At 72.1% G+C, this 17,666-nt stretch carries 15 protein-coding genes and 1 pseudogene; 6 read left to right on the top strand and 10 right to left on the bottom strand.

Translation table 11 applies throughout. The features are described from left to right. Window positions 1-84: 84 nt before the first annotated feature. Window positions 85-1,080, top strand: a complete 996-nt coding sequence (locus tag C593_RS0108885; protein WP_026277501.1) for a sigma-70 family RNA polymerase sigma factor — start codon at window positions 85-87, stop codon at window positions 1,078-1,080. 79 nt (window positions 1,081-1,159) lie between these two features. Here the strand turns inward: C593_RS0108885 and C593_RS0108880 are convergent, their stop codons facing one another. Further along, the gene (locus C593_RS0108880) at window positions 1,160-2,128 is read right to left on the bottom strand and encodes a helix-turn-helix transcriptional regulator (RefSeq protein WP_018846949.1); all 969 of its coding nucleotides are present in this window, start codon (window positions 2,126-2,128) and stop codon (window positions 1,160-1,162) included. A 61-nt stretch (window positions 2,129-2,189) separates the two neighbouring features. Here C593_RS0108880 and C593_RS0108875 point away from each other — a divergent pair, with 61 nt between their 5' ends. Continuing rightward, a complete protein-coding gene (locus C593_RS0108875; protein ID WP_486591092.1) occupies window positions 2,190-3,881 on the top strand; it encodes an MFS transporter in 1,692 nt (563 codons plus the stop codon). A gap of 131 nt (window positions 3,882-4,012) precedes the next feature. Here the strand turns inward: C593_RS0108875 and C593_RS0108870 are convergent, their stop codons facing one another. Both C593_RS0108870 and C593_RS0108865 read right to left on the bottom strand, forming a co-directional pair. Then, window positions 4,013-4,822, bottom strand: a complete 810-nt coding sequence (locus C593_RS0108870) for a DUF6227 family protein (protein ID WP_018846947.1) — start codon at window positions 4,820-4,822, stop codon at window positions 4,013-4,015. A gap of 151 nt (window positions 4,823-4,973) precedes the next feature. After that, window positions 4,974-6,044, bottom strand: coding sequence for a P1 family peptidase (locus C593_RS0108865; protein ID WP_018846946.1), 1,071 nt, complete (start codon window positions 6,042-6,044; stop codon window positions 4,974-4,976). Between the two features lie 62 nt (window positions 6,045-6,106). Here C593_RS0108865 and C593_RS33645 point away from each other — a divergent pair. Then, window positions 6,107-6,440: pseudogene (locus C593_RS33645) on the top strand (hypothetical protein); the annotation flags it as partial. Window positions 6,441-6,595: 155 nt separating this feature from the next. Further along, a complete protein-coding gene (locus C593_RS0108855) occupies window positions 6,596-6,799 on the top strand; it encodes a hypothetical protein (protein ID WP_018846944.1) in 204 nt (67 codons plus the stop codon). A gap of 74 nt (window positions 6,800-6,873) precedes the next feature. On the opposite strand, the gene mscL is transcribed toward C593_RS0108855, so the two are convergent. The 6 genes from mscL to C593_RS29135 form a co-directional block, all read right to left on the bottom strand. Next, window positions 6,874-7,380, bottom strand: a complete 507-nt coding sequence (gene mscL, locus C593_RS29140; RefSeq protein ID WP_018846943.1) for a large conductance mechanosensitive channel protein MscL — start codon at window positions 7,378-7,380, stop codon at window positions 6,874-6,876. 195 nt (window positions 7,381-7,575) lie between these two features. Next, window positions 7,576-8,265 carry a hypothetical protein gene (locus C593_RS0108845; protein WP_018846942.1) on the bottom strand — a complete coding sequence of 230 codons (690 nt, stop codon included), beginning with the start codon at window positions 8,263-8,265 and terminating at the stop codon, window positions 7,576-7,578. 172 nt (window positions 8,266-8,437) lie between these two features. Further along, the gene (locus C593_RS0108840) at window positions 8,438-9,325 is read right to left on the bottom strand and encodes an S-methyl-5'-thioadenosine phosphorylase (protein ID WP_018846941.1); all 888 of its coding nucleotides are present in this window, start codon (window positions 9,323-9,325) and stop codon (window positions 8,438-8,440) included. Window positions 9,326-9,480: 155 nt separating this feature from the next. After that, window positions 9,481-9,801: an FmdB family zinc ribbon protein gene (locus C593_RS0108835; RefSeq protein ID WP_018846940.1), complete on the bottom strand. Its 321-nt coding sequence runs from the start codon at window positions 9,799-9,801 to the stop codon at window positions 9,481-9,483. 67 nt (window positions 9,802-9,868) lie between these two features. Next, window positions 9,869-11,134, bottom strand: a complete 1,266-nt coding sequence (locus C593_RS0108830; protein ID WP_018846939.1) for an MFS transporter — start codon at window positions 11,132-11,134, stop codon at window positions 9,869-9,871. Window positions 11,135-11,374: 240 nt separating this feature from the next. Next, window positions 11,375-12,874 carry a potassium/proton antiporter gene (locus C593_RS29135; RefSeq protein ID WP_018846938.1) on the bottom strand — a complete coding sequence of 500 codons (1,500 nt, stop codon included), beginning with the start codon at window positions 12,872-12,874 and terminating at the stop codon, window positions 11,375-11,377. Between the two features lie 262 nt (window positions 12,875-13,136). On the opposite strand from C593_RS29135, the gene C593_RS0108820 reads away from it, so the two are divergent. After that, window positions 13,137-16,031 carry a penicillin acylase family protein gene (locus C593_RS0108820; RefSeq protein WP_018846937.1) on the top strand — a complete coding sequence of 965 codons (2,895 nt, stop codon included), beginning with the start codon at window positions 13,137-13,139 and terminating at the stop codon, window positions 16,029-16,031. Here C593_RS0108820 and C593_RS0108815 read toward each other — a convergent pair. Further along, on the bottom strand, window positions 15,994-16,614 hold the full coding sequence (locus C593_RS0108815) for a 5-formyltetrahydrofolate cyclo-ligase (protein WP_020610267.1): 621 nt from the start codon (window positions 16,612-16,614) through the stop codon (window positions 15,994-15,996). The two genes, C593_RS0108820 and C593_RS0108815, sit on opposite strands and share 38 nt — an antisense overlap. A gap of 94 nt (window positions 16,615-16,708) precedes the next feature. Between C593_RS0108815 and C593_RS0108810 the strand changes: the two genes are divergently transcribed. Beyond that, window positions 16,709-17,662, top strand: coding sequence for a UTP--glucose-1-phosphate uridylyltransferase (locus C593_RS0108810; protein WP_026277497.1), 954 nt, complete (start codon window positions 16,709-16,711; stop codon window positions 17,660-17,662). The last annotated feature ends 4 nt before the right edge of the window (window positions 17,663-17,666 follow it).

Genomic DNA, 17,666 nt, shown 5'->3' with positions numbered 1-17,666 from the left:
ATTCTGTCCTGATTCCAGTCGTTGTTTCCATCGGATGCAGGGCACCCGAGAGGGTGTCGCGACCTACTCAGCAAGGGAGCTCGCATGGCAACCCGTGCCGTCGCCCGTCGGCAGTCCGAGTCCGGAGGGGCCGACAGGGCAAGCAGCGTTCGCGCCGTGGGCGGGGAGATCGCCGACCGCGACCTGGTCGGCATGTACCTCGACGAGATCGCGCGCACGCCCCTGCTCGACGCCGCCAAGGAGGTCGAGCTGTCCCAGACCATTGAGGCAGGGGTGTACGCCCGCCAGATCCTCGACGGGGTGGTGCAGAGCGACACCAAGGCGACGCGGGAGGAGCTGGAGGCGCTCGCCGAGGCCGCGGAGCGCGCGAAGGACGTCTTCATCCGCTCCAACCTCCGGCTCGTCGTCGCCGTCGCCCGCCGGTACCCGCGCAGCGGGCTGCCCCTCCTCGACCTGATCCAGGAGGGCAACGCCGGCCTGGTCCGCGCGGTCGAGAAGTTCGACTACGCCAAGGGCTTCAAGTTCTCCACGTACGCCACGTGGTGGATCCGGCAGGCGATCACCCGGTCCATAGCCGACCAGTCCCGGACCATCCGGCTCCCCGTCCACCTGGTGGAGGAGCTCGGCCGGATCCGCCGTGTGCAGCGCGAGTTCAACCGCGAGCACGGGCGCGAGCCGGAGGCAGCCGAGGTCGCCGCGGAGCTGGGCTCCTCCGAGGAGCGGGTGACGGACGTCCTGGACTGGGCCCGTGACCCCGTCAGCCTCAACATGTCCGTGGACGACGCGGGCGAGACCCAGTTCGGCGATCTGCTGGAGGACACCTCGGCGGTGTCCCCGGAGCAGTCGGTGCTCACACTGCTGCGCAGCGAGGAGCTCGACGGCCTGATCGGCAAGCTGGACAACCGCACCGCCTCCATCATCCGCATGCGGTACGGCATCGAGGACGGCCGCGAGCGCACCCTCACCGAGGTCGGCAAGGAGCACGGCCTCACCCGCGAGAGGATCCGCCAGATCGAGAAGCACGCGCTGCTGGAACTCAAGAAGATGGCCCGCGACACGGGCTTCGACGCGGCGGCCTGACGCAACCCCGCGAGGCGGCCCGAACCGGGCCGCCGGGCGCGGTTGCGTGTCCGGGGTGCCCCGCCCGGTCGGCGTGCCGTCAGGGCCCGGGCGGTGCGGAGCGGGCCAGGCGGCCGGCCAGCGCCGCCATGTGCTGCCGCAGCACCTCCGGTCCGTGCACGGTGAACTCGCAGTCCACCAGGGCCAGTCGCATCGCCAGCCACTCCACCGAGTCCACTGAGCGCCCGCGCAGCCGGCAACTGCTCTCCCCCGTCGGTTCCGGCGGGCCGAGCTCTCCCGGCAGCTTCGCCGCGACGAGCGACGCCGGCGCCTGGAACTCCACGTCCAGCTCGTGCTCCTGCTGCGGCCGGGACATCGTGTGGCTCAGCAGCTCCGCCGCGTCCCCCACCGGCGCCTCGCGGGGGGTGAACCGCGCACCCGTCGCGAACGGCTCCGTCACCCGGTCCACCCGGAAGGTCCGCCAGTCGTCTCGCTGGAGGTCGTACGCGACCAGGTACCAGCGCCGTCCCGTGGACACCAGCCGGTACGGTTCCACCTGCCGCCGGCTCTCCGCACCGTCGCCCGCCCGGTAGGCGAACCGCAGGTGCTCGTGCCCGGTCACCGTGCCCGCGATCACCGTCAGGGTGCGGGGGTCGATCGACGCGCCGTCGCCCCGGGTCAGCGGCAACGTCGCCGCCTGGAGCGTCGACACCCGGTGGCGCAGCCGGGACGGCAGCACCTGCTCCAGCTTGGCGAGCGCCCGTACGGACGCCTCCTCCACCCCCTCGATCGCGTGCCCGGCGCCGGCCCGCAGCCCCACTGCGATGGCGACGGCCTCCTCGTCGTCGAGCAGCAGCGGCGGCATCGCCGCACCGGCCACCAGCCGGTAGCCGCCGACGGCGCCCTTCGTGGCCTCGACCGGGTAGCCGAGGGCGCGCAGTCGGTCGATGTCCCGCCGGATGGTGCGCGCGCTGACCTCCAGGCGCTCGGCCAGTTCGCTCCCGGGCCACTCGCGTGGCGTCTGGAGCAGTGACAGCAGATTCAGCAGCCGTGCCGGTGTGTCCGTCATGGGTCCAGGATGCTCCTCGTACAGGACATGATCTGACCTATATGGCCGACAGACTTCTCGCATGAGTTCACAGCAGCCCAGGGCCGAGGACGCGGCCACGACGACGGGTACGGATACGAGCGCGCACCTGGCGCACACGGAGGGGGGCCCGGCAACGGGGAGCGGGCCGGCTCCGGGTGCGGGCGCGGTGGGGGACCGGCGGCGGTGGATCGCCCTCGCCGTGGTCATGACGGCCGCCTTCATGGACCTGGTCGACGTCACCATCGTCAACATCGCCATCCCCAGCATCGAAGGGGACCTGGGGGCATCCTTCGGCGCGATCCAGTGGATCACCGCCGGATACGCCCTCGCCTTCGCGGCGGGTCTGATCACGGGCGGCCGGCTCGGCGACATCTACGGCCGCAAGCGCCTCTTCCTCGTCGGCATCGCCGCGTTCACCGCCGCGTCCGCGCTCTGCGGGTTCGCCCCGAACGCGGAGACCCTGGTCGCGGCCCGGCTGCTCCAGGGCGCGTCGGCCGCGATGATGGTGCCGCAGGTGCTCTCCATCGTCCATGTCACCTTCCCCGCGCACGAACGGGGCAAGGTCTTCGGCCTGTTCGGAGCCGTCGTCGGACTCGGCGCGGTCTCCGGTCCGCTGCTGGGGGCGCTGCTGACCCAGTGGAACCTGTTCGGCCTCGAATGGCGGCCGATCTTCCTGATCAACCTGCCGGTCGGCATCGCCGGTTTCCTGCTGGGCCGCACGTACATCACCGAGTCACGCGCCGCGAAGGCGCTGCGCCTCGACCTCGTCGGCGTCGCCCTGATCACCCTCGGCCTGCTGATGCTGATCTACCCGCTCACCCGTGGACGGGAGCTGGACTGGCCGCTGTGGGGGCACCTGTGCATGGTGGGCAGCCTGCCGGTGTTCGGTGCCTTCGTGCTGTACGAGCGCCGCAAGGCCCGCCGGGACGGCTCCCCGCTGGTCGAACTCGCCCTGTTCCGGGTGAAGAGCTTCGCCGCCGGTATCGCCGTGCAGCTGACCTTCGGCATCGTGCTCGGCATCTTCTTCCTGGTGTGGACGCTGTACATGCAGATCGGCCTGGGCTGGAGCCCCTTGAAGGCGGGCGTGACCGGGGTGCCGTTCTCCGTGGCCGTGTCGGTGGCGGCGGGCCTCTCGGTGCAGCTCCTGGTGCCGCGCTTCGGGCGCAAGGTCCTCCAGGCGGGCGCGGCGACGATGGCCCTCGGGCTGCTCCTCTACATCTGGGAGGCCGGCCGGTACGGCACCGCGATCGAACCGTGGCAGATGGTGCTGCCGCTGGTCGTGATGGGTCTCGGCATGGGCCTGATCGTGGCGCCCCTGACCGACGCGGTCCTGTCCGAAGTGCCGCGGGAGCACGCCGGATCGGCGTCCGGGCTCATCAACACGACGACCCAGATGGGCAACGCCCTCGGACTGGGGCTGGTCTCGGTGGTCTTCTTCGGCACGGTCGACGAGGCACACCCCTCGCCCGGCGCGGCGGGGGCCGTGGGGGCGGTGTTCTCCGACGCGTTCCGGCACTCGCTGTGGTGGGTCGCGGCGGTCCTCGGGGCGATCTTCCTGCTGATGTTCGCGCTCCCGGCCCGGCCCAAGCAGCACCAGGAGACCGCGGCGGTCGCGGACGGGGACGGTCCCGGCGAGGGGCCGGGGACGGCGGCCGACGCGTCGCCCGCCGGTCACGCCCCCGGTCATGCCACCGGGGGAGCGGGCGAACCGGAGCCCGCGCTCACCCGCTGACCCTCCGCCTCCCGGCCGCCGCGCGCCGGGTCCCGGGCCCCGACAGGGCCGCGGGACCCGGCGCGCGGTACGTCAGTGCCCCGGGCGGCGGGCCCCGGGCGCCGGAGTCCGCAGCCCTTGACGGGTCCTGGTCAGCGGACCTGGGCGCGGAGTTCCATCGCCTGGCGGGCCGCTCGCTCCTCCTCGTACACCTCGCACATATGGCGGCCGTCGGGGGTGGCCGTGTGCTCGACCTCCCACAGGCTGGTCTCGGTGCCGTCCATGAGCAGGAACGCGTGCTCGTAGAGCGTGAATCCGGCGTCCTTGCCGTCGACCCGGTACTGCCGGCCGAAGACCTGGGTGATGTGGTGCGCGAACGCGGCGCGGAGCCGCAGCGCCGTGCGCTCGCCGGGACGGTCCGCGTTCTCCGCGCGGCGCAGCACCCGGCGGGCGTGGTCCGGGGAGTCGTCGATCGTGTACACCGGCGGGAGGGGCGGCGGAGGCGGGGACATCAGCGCGGCGAGCAGATCGAGGTCCGCGTCGAGGTCGGAGGCGGGCGCGTCGGCGTCCGGTGCGAACGGCCCCGCGCCGAACGGCCCCTGGCCCAACCGCCCCTCGTCGTCCCCGAGTCCGGGGAACCCGGCCGGGAGGCGGGAGGCGGCGAGCCGGGCCTCCTGCTCCTCCGCGTACACCTCGTGCTGCTCCGCCTCCTCCCGGCCGGTGCTGTGCACCAGCTCCCACAGGACGAGCGGACTGCCGTCGCTCAGCAGGTAGGCATGGCGGTACAGCGACCGGTGGAACCCCGAGGAGTGGTGCGAGGAGTGCAGTGAACCGGCGTGTGCCAGCGCCGATTCGAGGCGCTCCACCACGGCGTCGGGCAGGTCGAAGGAGTTGAGCGCCCGGCCGAGGAGTCGCGCGATGTGGGTTCCGGTGGTCTCGTGCGGGTCGATGGGATCGTTCAAGAGGGTCTCCAGGCCGTCGCCACACGTCACTTTGCGATTGCTCAACGTAGCGCCTGGGGCGGACAGTGCGGTCAAGCTTCAGGTAAAACGACGGGCGCACGGACGGGAGTTCCCGTCCGCCGTATGTCTCCGCGCCGGGCGGCCGGGGCCGTCAGCCGGTGCCGTAGAGGTCCCGGTAGGCGGGGAACAACCCGCCGGACCCGTCGACTCCCCGGGCCGCGCGGACTGCCCGGACGATCGCCTCGGTCACCACGTCCGCGCCGGCCGCGAGGATGTCGTTGAGGGCGAGCGGATTGCCGGCGTCCAGCGCCCGTACGCCCGTGGCCAGGGCGAACACCGTGTCGCCGTCGTTCATCAGATGGACCGGGCGGACGGCGCGGGCGATGCCGTCGTGCGAGGTGCCCGCCAGTTTGTGCGCCTGGGCGCGGGTCAGGTCCGCGTCGGTGGCGACCACGGCGAGCGTCGTGTTCAGCGGCTGCGGTCCCTGCCGCTCCCGGGCCTCGGCGACGCGGAGCAGCGCCGCCGCGTGCACCTCCGGCGCCGGTTCGGCGGCGCGTTCGGTGACGTGCGCGCCGTAGAGCGCGCCCGTGCGCGGGTCCACGGCGGAACCGGCCGCGTTGGCGACGACGAGCGCCGCGACCGTGATCCCGGAGTCCAGCACCCGGCTCGCCGTCCCGACCCCGCCCTTGAGCGCGCCGATGACAGCGCCCGTCCCGGCGCCGACGGAGCCCTCCGCCACGGGTGCGCCCTCCTCCTGCACGGCGGCCGCCGCGACGGCCGCCCGCCCGGTCGCGGCCGTCGGCCGGGCCTTCCACTCGCCGCCGCGGCCCAGGTCGAAGACGCAGGCGGCCGGGACGACGGGAACCACCTGCGCCGGGTCCGGCCCCACCCGCACACCCCGGTGCCGCTCCTCCAGCCAGGCCATCACCCCGGCCGCGGAATCCAGGCCGTACGCGCTGCCGCCGGTGAGGACGACGGCCTCGACACGCTGGACGAGGTTGCGGGGGTCGAGTGCGTCGGTCTCCCGGGTGCCCGGCCCGCCGCCCCGGACGTCGACGGCCGCGACCGCGCCGCCCTCCGGTGCGAGGACGACGGTCGTACCGCTGAGGGCCCCGGGGCCGGGGACGGCCGCGTGGCCGACCCGCAGGCCCCGTACATCGGTCAGTCCGCCCGCCGGCCCGCTCGGTGTGCTCCGCGGTACGGAGCTGTGGTGGTGGCCCATGAAGCCACCGTAGTTGACGGCCTCTGGGCGGAGCACGGGCGAGCGGAGCCCGGTGGGCGCCCCTGCGCCCACCGGCCCGGAGCGCCGATCCGCGGCTGAACAGGCCCGGGGCGCGAGCGCTACCCTCAGGTCCGCCCCACGAGCGGCTACGGCGACCCGCATACTGCCCTGCCCGCGCCGGGACCCGGTGCGGGCACCGGCCAGGAGCCCGAGCGGTCCTCCCGGCTCACCGAGTGGATCGTGCCGGCGTGCACGGTGGTCGTCGGCCGATTGTGGGCGCTGACCGTGGTCGTCACCAGCTGGATGCAGGGAGAGACCGCGGCCGCTTGGTGGGGAGCAGGATCTCTCTGCCTGCCCTTCCTGGTGGCCCTGGCGATCCGGTGGGTCGACCCCAAGACCGCTGACCGGGCCGGCCGCGCCGGCCAGACCGCTGTCCGAGCCAGCCGCGTCGGCCAGGAGACGGCCGCAGGGGGCGCGGGGCTCGGGAGGGCGCCGGAACCGGTGCCGCCGGGGCGGGTCGGCGGGCGGCGGGCCGGCCGTACCCTGGAGGGATGAGCACCGCCCCCGCCCCCGGACCGCGAGATGCGAAGACGCCCGGCCGGCCGCATCCGAAGCCGGCTCTGATCTTCGACGATCCGCTGGACCAGCAGTCCGCGGACGATACGGACCGTGGGTGGGGTGAGCGGCCTCATGGCGGCGACAGCGCCACCGACCTGGCACGCTTTCTCGACGAGAAGCCGCCCCACCACTTCTGAGACCCCGCTGCCGGCCGGGCCCGCGTTGGCGAGGACCGGGCGGCGGCCTCGCGTCCCATTCCTGCGGTGGGAGGTCAGTCCCCGTTCCGGGGTGCCGAGGGGCCGGGCGTGCTCGGCGTGACGCTGTCGCTGCCGGAGCGCTGGGCGACCAGATGGTCGCGGATCTCCTTGAGTACCTCCAGTTCGCTGACCTCGACCATCTCCTGCGCGCCCTCCTTCGCCGCCCGCTGTGCTTCGCGGCGGGCCAGGTACTTGGCCATCGGCAGGACCATCAGGAAGTACACGACGGCGGCCGTGATCAGGAACTGCAGGGTGGCGCCGAGGACCGAGCCCCAGGCGATCTGGATGCCGTCCATCTCGCCGTCGACCATCGTGCAGGGGGCCTTCAGGCACGAGGTGTAGGAGTCGAGATTCTTGGTGCCGAATGCTCCGACGAGCGGATTGATCACACCCTTCACCACCGCGTTGACGATGTTGGTGAAGGCGGCACCGATCACGACGGCCACGGCCAGGTCGATCACGTTGCCACGCATCAGGAAGGCCTTGAAGCCGTCGATCAGACTCGGCTTGCTGTCGCTCACGGATGAGCCTCTTTTCGCATGTGCGGTAGGGGAGGGGGACAGGGGGGAAACCTACGGCAGCCCCGGGCCGTCCTGTCCAATCCGCACCCGCGAACAGGTGACCTGACGATACGTCAGTACGAGTGCGTGCGTGACACGCCGTGTGCCTGTGCCTGTGCCTGTGCCTGTGCGAGTGAGAGTGAGAGTGCGTGCGGGTCAGCACAGTGTCACCGCCAGCCGGGAGGTCGTGCCCGCGCCGGCCAGGGCGGCGGCCGTGTCCCGGGGGACCGAGAGCACGACCAGCGCGCCCGCCTCCGGAGCGGCGGCGTCGGGTGCCGGCACCTCGTCGACCCGGACGTCCACGGCCACGATCTCGGCCGCGGGCCCGCCCTCCGAGGGGGTCTCCGGGGCGGCGATCACATCGACCCGGTCTCCGGGGCGCAGCAGCCGCACGGTGGCGGCGTCGGCGATGCGGACCGGGGCGGACACCAGCTCCTCGTCGGCGGGCCGCTTGCGGGCGGGCGCGGCGGCGGTCAGCGCCGCCGTCCCCGGCGCGTCCGGTGTCCGTCGGCCGGCGTGGCCCTCGGACTGGCCCGCGGCGGTCGCGGCCAGCGCCGCGGCGGTGACGGCCAGCCCGGCGGCCATCGTCCCCCGCTGCCTGCGCAGCGCCCGGCGCAGTCGCAGACCGCTGCGCCGCACACGGAGCGGCGGGAACGGCGGGACGCCTACCGGGCCCGGCGCCTGCGGGTCGGCCGGCAGCCACGGGAACCCGGCCGGCCCGCCCCGTGCCGAGGTGTCCGAAGCGTCGGGGGCGGCCGTCGGGCCGGCGCCCACCGGGACTTCGGGGCCGCCGCCGGCCGGGCCGGGTGTACGGGAGGAGCGGGGGACGCAGGTGTGGAAGGACATGGAACACCACCAGTCGTGAGCGGGGACCGGGCCTGTTGCCCGTGTCCGGCTCCGCTCACGATCCACGTTTCCGCCGGTCCGCGTTCGAGCCTGTGGACAAGCCGGGGGTTGTGGACAACTCCGTCGCTGCTGCGGGTGAGTTGGGGTGCCCGTGTGTGTTCCGGGATGAGGGTCAGGGAAGTTCGAAACCAGGGTCCATTCCCGCGAGAGCGTTCCGGCACAGGCAGTCCCGGTCCTTGTTCGCGGGAAGGGCCGCCACCGCGTCGAACAGCACGTCCCGCAGCCGGTCGACGTTGGAGGCGAAGACCTTGAGCACCTCCTCGTGGGAGACGCCCTCACCGGCCTCCGCTCCCGCGTCGAGGTCGGTGACCAGAGTCAGGGAGGTGTAGCAGAGTTCCAGCTCGCGGGCGAGGACCGCCTCGGGGTGCCCGGTCATGCCGACGACGGACCAGCCCATGGACGCGTGCCAGCGGGACTCGGCCCGGGTCGAGAACCGCGGGCCCTCGACGACGACGAGGGTGCCGCCGTCCACCGGCTCCCAGTCGCGTCCCCGCGCGGCTTCGAGCGCGACTCGCCGTCCCCGGGGGCAGTAGGGGTCGGCGGGGGAGACATGGACGACGTTGGGGACGGTGCCGGACGGCAGCGGCAGGCCGTCGAAGTAGCTCTGTGCCCGTGCCTTCGTCCGGTCCACGAACTGGTCCGGCACCAGAAGGGTGCCCGGGCCGTACTCGGGCCGCAGCCCGCCCACCGCGCAGGGTCCGAGGACCTGCCGCACACCGAGAGAACGGAGGGCCCACAGATTGGCGCGGTAGTTGATGCGATGGGGCGGGAGGTGGTGGCCGCGCCCGTGCCGGGGCAGGAACGCCACCCGCCGGCCGGCGACCTCGCCGAGGAAGAGGGAGTCGCTCGGGGAGCCGTACGGGGTCTCGACCTGGACCTCGGTCACGTTGTCGAGGAAGGAGTAGAAGCCGGAGCCGCCGATGACCCCGATCTCCGCCCTGATCTCCGCAGTGGTGGCACGGGAGCCGGTACCGGGGCCTGCGTTCGCGTTGGTCGCCATGGCGGCCACAGTATCCGGGGCCCCGCACGCCCTGGACCCCGCTCCCGGCGGAGGCCGGGACGGGGTCCGGGGAGGGCACGGGCCGCCGTGACGCGAGCACGCGCGTCAGGCGTCGTCTTGCCGCCCGGCCGTGGCCGGACAGTCGGACGGAGGTGTCAGGCGGCCGAGCCGGAAGAGCTCGACGCGGTGGCGGACCCGGTGCTCGACGACGTCGAGGACGTGGACGAGGCGGAAGCCGTGGACGACTTCGTGTCGGACGTCTTCGAGGTGGACGACGCCGGGGAGCTGCTCGACGAGGAGCCGCGGCTGTCGTTGCGGTAGAAGCCGGAGCCCTTGAAGACGATGCCGACCGCGGAGAACACCTTCTTGAGGCGTCCGTCGCAGCTCGGGCAGACGGTCAGGGCATCGTCGGTGAACTTCTGCACCGCCTCGAGGCCCTCGCCGCACTCGGTGCACTGGTACTGGTAGGTCGGCACTGTCTTCCTCCTGGCACTCTCACTCGATGAGTGCTAACGACGGTCCATAGTGACGTATTCCGCGGGATCAGTCCACCGTCACCGGCACTCGGTGACCGATCCCACGTGCCGCCACCCGTCCGGGCGTCGCCGGAGTGAGCCGGGAGCGCAGGGCCACCAGGGTGGCCAGCGCCAGCGCGGTACCGGCGAGCGGCACGGCGAATCCGGCGCTCGCGCCGTAGCCGTCGGCGAGCCGCCCGGCCACCGTGACACCGGCGGCCTGCCCGAGCGCGACGGCGCCGGTCAGCCAGGTGAACGCCTCCGTGCGGGCGGAGGCCGGCACCAGCGAGTCCACCAGCGTGTAGCCGGTGATCAGGGAGGGAGCGATGCACAGACCGACCACCAGACCGAGCGCGCCGAGGAGGGCCACGGAGTGCGCGGTCCACAGCAGGGAGGCGGCGAGGGTGAGCGCGGCGTACCCGACGATGAGGCGACGGCGGGGGCCGCTCTTCCAGGCGATGGCGCCGACGGCGACACCGGCGAGCATGTTGCCCGCGGCGAAGAGTCCGTAGAGGAGGCCGTTCACGCCGGGCTGCCCGATCTCCTCGCTGAACGCGGTGAGGGAGACCTGCATCCCGCCGAAGACCGAGCCGATCCCGAGGAAGGCGACGGCGAGCACCCGCACGCCGGGCACCGACAGGGCGGAGGCCCGGCGGCTCGTCCCGGCGATGTGGCCGTGGGCGGGCTGGGTGCGGCGCTGGGCGGCGAAGAGCAGGCCGCCCACGAGCGTGAGCCCGGCCTCGGCGATCAGACCGGCCGCCGGGTGGACGCCCGTGCACAGGGCGGTCGCGAGGACCGGGCCGACCACGAAGGTGAACTCGTCCGTCACGGACTCGAACGCCGCCGCGGTCTGCTGCAGCGGCGAGCCCTGGAGGCGTGCCGCCCACCGGGCGCGGACCATCGGCCCGACCTGCGGCACCGAGGCGCCGGCCGGCACGGCGGCCGCGAAGAGGGCCCACAGCGGGGCGTTTGCCAGAGCGAGTGCCGTCAGCGCGGACACCGAGAGAGCGTGCACCATTACGCCGGGCAGCAGGACGGCGCGCTGGCCGAACCGGTCGGCGAGCTTGCCGCTCTGCGGTGCGAACAGGGCCATCGAGACGCCCGTGACCGCGGCTACGGCGCCGGCGCTGCCGTAGGAGCCGGTGGTGTGCTGGACCAGCAGGACGATGCCGATGGTCAGCATCGCGAAGGGCTGCCTCGCGGCGAAGCCCGGGAGAAGGAACGTCCATGCTCCGGGGGTGCGGAGCAGTTGCCCGTAGCCAGGGCGCTTGCCGGACGCGACCGTGGATGCCACGGCCCTTGCCTTTCTGCCGCCTGGTAGCGCTCGCCGGGATGCCGGGAGCTGCCGAGAGCTGTCCTCTTGCGCGGAACTGCGGTAGATACCGGGGTCCACAGCGGGGGACTCCGCGGCCGCCATACGGTCGCGCCAGCTCTGCGTCAGGCAGAGTTGGTCGATCAGTGTGCCTTCATGGTACAGGGGCTCAGACCTGTTCCGCCTGGGAATCGGTGGCGCCCACTGAGAGACCCCTACACTTCACCGCATTCCGTGCTTGTCGGGCATTCTCCTCGAAGGGGAGCGGCGCGACGCTGAGCCGCCCGTGCCCAGCCAGTCGGCCAGCTTCCCGCCCCGCGCCACGGCGCGCAGCCGCCGCTCCGCCGCGTCACGCACCGGGTCGGTGGCGACGACGAGCAGCTCGTCCCCGTGCCGCAGCACGGTCGTGGGTCCGGGCACGAAGCTCTTCTCCTCCCGCACCACGAGGGTGACCGCGGAACCCGGCGGCAGCCGGAGCTCCCCGACCTCCACCCCGTGCATCCGGGAGCCTTCGGGAACGGCCACGGACAGCAGATGTCCGTGCAGCCGCTCCAGCGGCGCCGACTCCACTCCCAGATCGGCCGCCTCCGTGGAACTTCCGAGGTGCAGGGCCCTGGCGAGCCACGGCAGCGTCGGCCCCTGGATCAGGGTGTAGACGACGACCAGGACGAAGACGATGTTGAAGATGCGGTCGCTGCCCGGCACCCCCGCCACCATGGGGATGGTCGCCAGGATGATGGGCACCGCTCCGCGAAGCCCGGCCCAGGACATCAGGGCCTGCTCCTGCCACGGGAGACGGAACGGCGCCAGGCTGACCAGGACCGACAGCGGCCGCGCGACCAGGGTGAGGGCCAGGCCCACCACCACGGCCGGCCAGAAGTCGTCCACCAGCTCGTGCGGCGTCACCAGGAGCCCGAGCAGGACGAACATGCCGATCTGGGCGATCCAGCCGAGCCCCTCGGCGAAGCCGCGGTTCGCCGGCGCGTGCGGAAGCCGGGAGTTGCCGAGGACCATCGAGGCGAGGTAGACGGCGAGGAACCCGCTGCCGTGCGCCATCGCGCCCGCCGCGTAGGCGACGACGGCGATCGCCATGACCGCGATCGGGTACAGACCGGACGCGGGCAGCGCCACATGCCGCAGGCCGTAGGCGCCGAGCCAGCCGATCGCCAGGCCGATGGCCGCGCCGATCGCGAGCTCCAGGGCGATCGTCCCCACCAGGACGTACCAGTCGTCGATCGGACCGGCCGTGGAGAAGGCCACGACCAGGATCACGACCGGGGCGTCGTTGAAGCCCGACTCCGCCTCCAGCACACCCGTCACCCGGGACGGGAGCGGCACCTTGCGCAGCACGGAGAAGACGGCCGCGGCGTCCGTGGAGGACACCACCGCACCGATGATGAGTGCCTGGCGCCATTCGAGGCCGATCAGATAGTGGGCGCCCGCGGCCGTGACGCCCACGCTCACCGCGACGCCGACCGTCGACATCACGGCGGCTACGGGCAGAGCCGGTCTGATCTCCTTCCACTGGGTGGCAAGGCCACCCTCGGCCAGGATCACCACGAGTGCGGCGTAGCCGATCACCTGCGTCAGCTCGGCGTCGTCGAAGTGGACGTCGAGCAGGCCGTCCTGACCCATCGCGATCCCGATCCCGAGATACAGCAGCAGGCTGGGCAGCCCGCTCCGGGACGAGATGCGTACCGCCGCGACGGCGATGAGCAGCACGAGCGAGCAGATGAGCAGAAGTTCATTGAGCTGGTGGACAGTCAGTGGCCGATCCTTCCCTCGCGCCCGGCGTGGCAACGGACGTCGTGCCGGCAGCGGTACTTCGTTACCTTACCTAAGCTTTAACGTTTCCTTGACGGCGTGAATATCTGATCATCAGGGAAGCAGGGTGCCTTGTGGATACCGCGTCCGGGCCGGTCGGCCGCTGCGCCTAGAGTTGCCTCAGCATTCCCAGGACCACCCTGCCCCTCGAAGGACAGCGATGCCCGCCAACACAACAGCCTCTTCCCCCAAGAAGAAGAAGGGGCGACGCGCCCGACTGCTCGTGCTCGTCCTGGTGCTGGCGCTCGTCGCGGGTGTCGGGTACGGGGCCTACTGGAGCGTGAGCACCGTTCGCGCCTCCTTCCCCCAGACCACCGGATCGCTCACCATCGAGGGCCTGGACGGCGAGGTCGAGGTCCGGCGTGACAACTACGGCATCCCGCAGATCTACGCCGACAGCGACGAAGACCTGTTCCGCGCCCAGGGATTCGTCCAGGCGCAGGACCGGTTCTGGGAGATGGACGTCCGCCGGCACATGACCTCGGGCCGGCTGTCCGAGATGTTCGGGTCCGGACAGGTCGAGACGGACGCCTTCCTGCGCACCCTCGGCTGGCGCCGCGTCGCGCAGCAGGAGTACGACACCAAGCTCTCGCCGCAGACCAAGAAGTACCTCCAGGCCTACGCGGACGGCGTCAACGCCTACCTGAAGGGGCGTTCCGCCGAGGAGATCTCCGTCGAGTACGCCGCCCTCGCCTTCGAGAACGACTACAAGCCCGAGCAGTGGACCCCGGTCGACTCCGTGGCCTGGCTGAAGGCCATGGCCTGGGACCTGCGCGGCAACATGCAGGACGAGATCGACCGCTCGCTCCTCACCAGCCGCCTGAGCGACGAACAGATCCGCGACCTCTACCCGGCCTACCCCTTCGACCGGAACAAGCCGATCGTCCCCGGCGGCGGTATCGACCCGGCGACGGGAGCCTTCGACCCCGAGGCCCGGCCCTCCGGCACCGCGAACGGCTCCGGCACGGACGGCACCGGGACCGGCACGGGAACGGGCACCGGAACAGACGGCACGGGAACGGGCACGGGATCAGACGGCACGGGAACGGGCACCGGGTCCGGTACGGGCAACGGCACGGGCGGTACCGGTACGGGCACCGGCACCGGTGGCGGCAGCACCGCCGGCGCCGCCGCGGGCCTCAACTCCCAGCTGGGCGCCCTGTCCGACACCCTGGACGCCATCCCCGAGCTGCTCGGCCCGAACGGCAGCGGCATCGGCTCCAACTCCTGGGTCGTCGCCGGCACGTACACGACGACGGGCAAGCCCCTCCTCGCCAACGACCCGCACCTCGCGCCGCAGCTGCCGTCCCTCTGGTACCAGATGGGCCTGCACTGCCGGAAGGTGTCCCCGCAGTGCTCCTTCGACGTCGCCGGATACACCTTCTCCGGTATGCCCGGTGTGGTCATCGGTCACAACCAGGACATCGGCTGGGGCTTCACCAACCTCGGCGCCGATGTCACGGACCTCTACCTGGAGAAGCTCAACGGCGACTCCTACCTGGTCGGTGACCGGGAGAAGAAGCTGACCACCCGCAAGGAGGTCATCAAGGTCGCCGGAGGCTCGGACAAGACGATCACCGTCCGCTCCACCGGGCACGGCCCGCTCGTCTCGGACCGCAGCGACGAACTCGCCAAGGTCGGCGACCGCGCCCCGGTCTCCAACGCGGCGCCCGACCGCGGCTCCGGCTACGGCGTCGCGCTCCAGTGGACCGCGCTCCAGCCCGGCAAGAGCATGGACGCCGTCTTCGCCCTGAACCGCGCCAAGGACTTCACGTCCTTCCGCGCCGCTGCCCGGGACTTCGAGGTCCCCTCGCAGAACATGATCTACGCCGACACCAAGGGCAACATCGGTTACCAGGCACCCGGAAAGATCCCGGTCCGGGCCGAGGGCGACGGCACCGTCCCCGCCCCCGGCTGGGACCCGGAGTACAAGTGGGACGGCTTCATCGACTTCGACGAGCTGCCCTACGAGTACAACCCCCGCCGCGGCTACATCGTCACCGCCAACCAGGCCGTGATCGACGCGGAGAAGTACCCCTACCTGATCTCGGAGGACTACGGCTACGGCGCCCGCAGCCAGCGCATCAACGACCTCGTCGAGTCCAAGATCCGCGGTGGCGGCAAGATCTCCACCGAGGACATGCGGTCCATGCAGATGGACAACAGCAGTGAGATTGCCAAGCTGCTGACGCCCTACCTACTGAAGATCGACGTCTCCGACCCCTACGTCCGCGAGGCCCAGAAGCTGCTGGAGGGCTGGGACTACACCCAGGAGCCGGACTCCGGCGCCGCCGCCTACTTCAACGCCGTCTGGCGCAACGTCCTCAAGCTCGCCTTCGGCAACAAGCTGCCCAAGGAGCTCCGGATCGAGGGCGAGTGCCTGAACGTCCTCCCCGCCGACAGCACCGCGCCCGACGACGACCTGACCGAGCGCGTGCGCGAGTGCGGCCAGCGGGACTCCGGGTCCGCCCAGCCCGACGGCGGCGACCGCTGGTACGAGGTGGTGCGCCGGCTGCTCAACGACGCGGACAACGAGTGGTGGCGCACCCCGGGCACCCGCACCGACGACCCCACCGACACCCGGGACGGACTGCTCGCCCGGGCCATGGAGGACGCGCGCTGGGAACTCACCGCCGAGATGGGCAAGGACGCATCCAGCTGGAGCTGGGGACGCCTGCACCAGCTGAACCTCAAGAACCAGACCCTGGGCACCGAGGGCCCCGGCTTCCTCCAGCGCATACTGAACCGCGGCCCCTGGAAGCTCGGCGGCGGCGAGGCGGCGGTCAACGCCACCGGATGGAACGCGGCCTCCGGGTACGGGGTGATCTGGGTCCCCTCGATGCGGATGGTCCTCAACGTCGGCGACTGGGACCGGTCCCGGTGGATCAACCTCACCGGGGCGTCGGGTCACGCCTACAACGCGCACTACACCGACCAGACCGACAAGTGGGCCGATGGCGAGCTGCTGGACTGGGCCTACAGCCCCGCCGCCGTCGAGAAGGCGACGGTGGACCGGCTCAGGCTTCTCCCGCCGGACACCACGTCGGCTCCGTGAAGCGCCGCACGCCCTGAGGGGTGACGACCGCGTGGACGGGGCGGTCGTGCGGTTCCGCCGGGACCGCCGCGACCACCTCGTTCGCGTAGAGGAGCACCACCAGGGCGGGGTCGGCGTCCGCGGCGGCGAGACGGGCCAGCACCCGGTCGTACGAACCGCCCCCGCGGCCCAGGCGCATGCCGTGCCCGTCGACGGCGAGGCCGGGCAGCAGGACGGCGTCCGCGGAGGTCACGGCCGCCGGGCCGAGGCGTTCCCCGTCCGGCTCCAGCAGTCCCCGGCCGGCCGGGGCGAGGTGGTCGGGCCCCCGGTAGACGCCCCAGTCCAGGTCGTTGTCCGCCAGGAGCACCGGCAGCAGGACGCGGGTGCCCCGGGCACGCAGGGCCTCCAGCAGCGCACGGGTCCCCGGCTCACTGCCGACCGAGACATAGGCGGCAACCGTCCCGGCGCCGGCCAGCTCCGGCAGGAGAAGGGCGTGCCGGGCGAGCACCGCCGCCGCCGCGCGCACGTCCTCGGCGGACAGCAGCCGCCGGGAGGCGAGGAGTTCGGCCCGCAGGGCACTCTTTCCTGACATGTCGGTGCTCATTGGCCGTCTGTGAACCTCTCGTATACGCCTGTATGAGGACGAAGTTAACCGGAGCATCATCTTCCTCCCATGCACTGTCGCTATGGTGCTCCGCATGACTCAGTCGAACCCCGGGATCAGCAAGGCTGTCATCCCCGCCGCCGGCCTCGGCACCCGGTTCCTGCCTGCCACGAAGGCCACCCCCAAAGAGATGCTCCCCGTGGTCGACAAACCCGCGATCCAGTACGTCGTCGAGGAGGCCGTCTCCGCCGGCCTCTCCGACGTCCTGATGATCACGGGCCGTAACAAACGCCCCCTCGAGGACCACTTCGACCGCAACTACGAGCTGGAGGAGGCCCTGTCCCGCAAGGGGGACGCGGGCCGGCTGGCCCGGGTGCAGGAGTCGAGCGACCTCGCCACCATGCACTACGTCCGGCAGGGCGATCCGCGCGGTCTCGGCCACGCGGTCCTGTGCGCGGCCCCGCACGTCGGCGACCAGCCCTTCGCCGTCCTCCTCGGCGACGACCTCATCGACCCGCGCGACCCCCTGCTCGCGCGCATGGTCGAGGTGCAGGCCCGTCTCGGCGGCAGCGTGATCGCGCTGATGGAGGTCGACCCGGCTCAGATCCACCAGTACGGCTGCGCCGCCGTGAAGCCCACCGGCGAGGACGACGTCGTCCAGATCACCGAACTGGTCGAGAAGCCGGACCCGGCCGAGGCCCCCAGCAATCTGGCGATCATCGGCCGCTACGTCCTCGACCCCGCGATCTTCGGCATACTGCGCGAGACGGAACCGGGCCGCGGCGGCGAGATCCAGCTGACCGACGCGATCCAGAAGCTGGCCGACGCGCACGGCACCGGCGCCCCGCACCACGCGAACGGGGGCTCCGCGCCGTCCGCCCCCCGCGACGGCGGACCCGTGCACGGCGTGATCTTCAAGGGCCGCCGCTATGACACCGGCGACCGCGGCGACTACCTGCGTGCCATTGTCAGACTCGCGTGCGAACGTGAGGACCTGGGCCCCGAGTTCCGCGCCTGGCTTCGCAGTTTCGTGACCGAGGAGATGTGACACG

The sequence above is a fragment of the Streptomyces sp. CNT372 genome (assembly GCF_000377145.1).
The sequence above is the reverse complement of the archived record's forward strand: the minus strand, read 5'-3'. Positions and strand labels throughout refer to the sequence as shown.

Excerpts from the sequence above, each read along its gene's own strand:
- C593_RS0108875 (WP_486591092.1), top strand. The coding sequence starts at position 2,190 with ATGAGTTCACAGCAGCCCAGGGCCGAGGACGCGGCCACGACGACGGGT.
- C593_RS0108820 (WP_018846937.1), top strand. The coding sequence starts at position 13,137 with ATGCCCGCCAACACAACAGCCTCTTCCCCCAAGAAGAAGAAGGGGCGA.
- C593_RS0108810 (WP_026277497.1), top strand. The coding sequence starts at position 16,709 with ATGACTCAGTCGAACCCCGGGATCAGCAAGGCTGTCATCCCCGCCGCC.
- C593_RS0108815 (WP_020610267.1), bottom strand. The coding sequence starts at position 16,614 with ATGAGCACCGACATGTCAGGAAAGAGTGCCCTGCGGGCCGAACTCCTC.
- C593_RS0108855 (WP_018846944.1), top strand. The coding sequence starts at position 6,596 with ATGAGCACCGCCCCCGCCCCCGGACCGCGAGATGCGAAGACGCCCGGC.
- C593_RS0108840 (WP_018846941.1), bottom strand. The coding sequence starts at position 9,325 with ATGGCGACCAACGCGAACGCAGGCCCCGGTACCGGCTCCCGTGCCACC.
- C593_RS0108865 (WP_018846946.1), bottom strand. The coding sequence starts at position 6,044 with ATGGGCCACCACCACAGCTCCGTACCGCGGAGCACACCGAGCGGGCCG.
- C593_RS0108880 (WP_018846949.1), bottom strand. The coding sequence starts at position 2,128 with ATGACGGACACACCGGCACGGCTGCTGAATCTGCTGTCACTGCTCCAG.
- C593_RS0108845 (WP_018846942.1), bottom strand. The coding sequence starts at position 8,265 with ATGTCCTTCCACACCTGCGTCCCCCGCTCCTCCCGTACACCCGGCCCG.
- C593_RS0108885 (WP_026277501.1), top strand. The coding sequence starts at position 85 with ATGGCAACCCGTGCCGTCGCCCGTCGGCAGTCCGAGTCCGGAGGGGCC.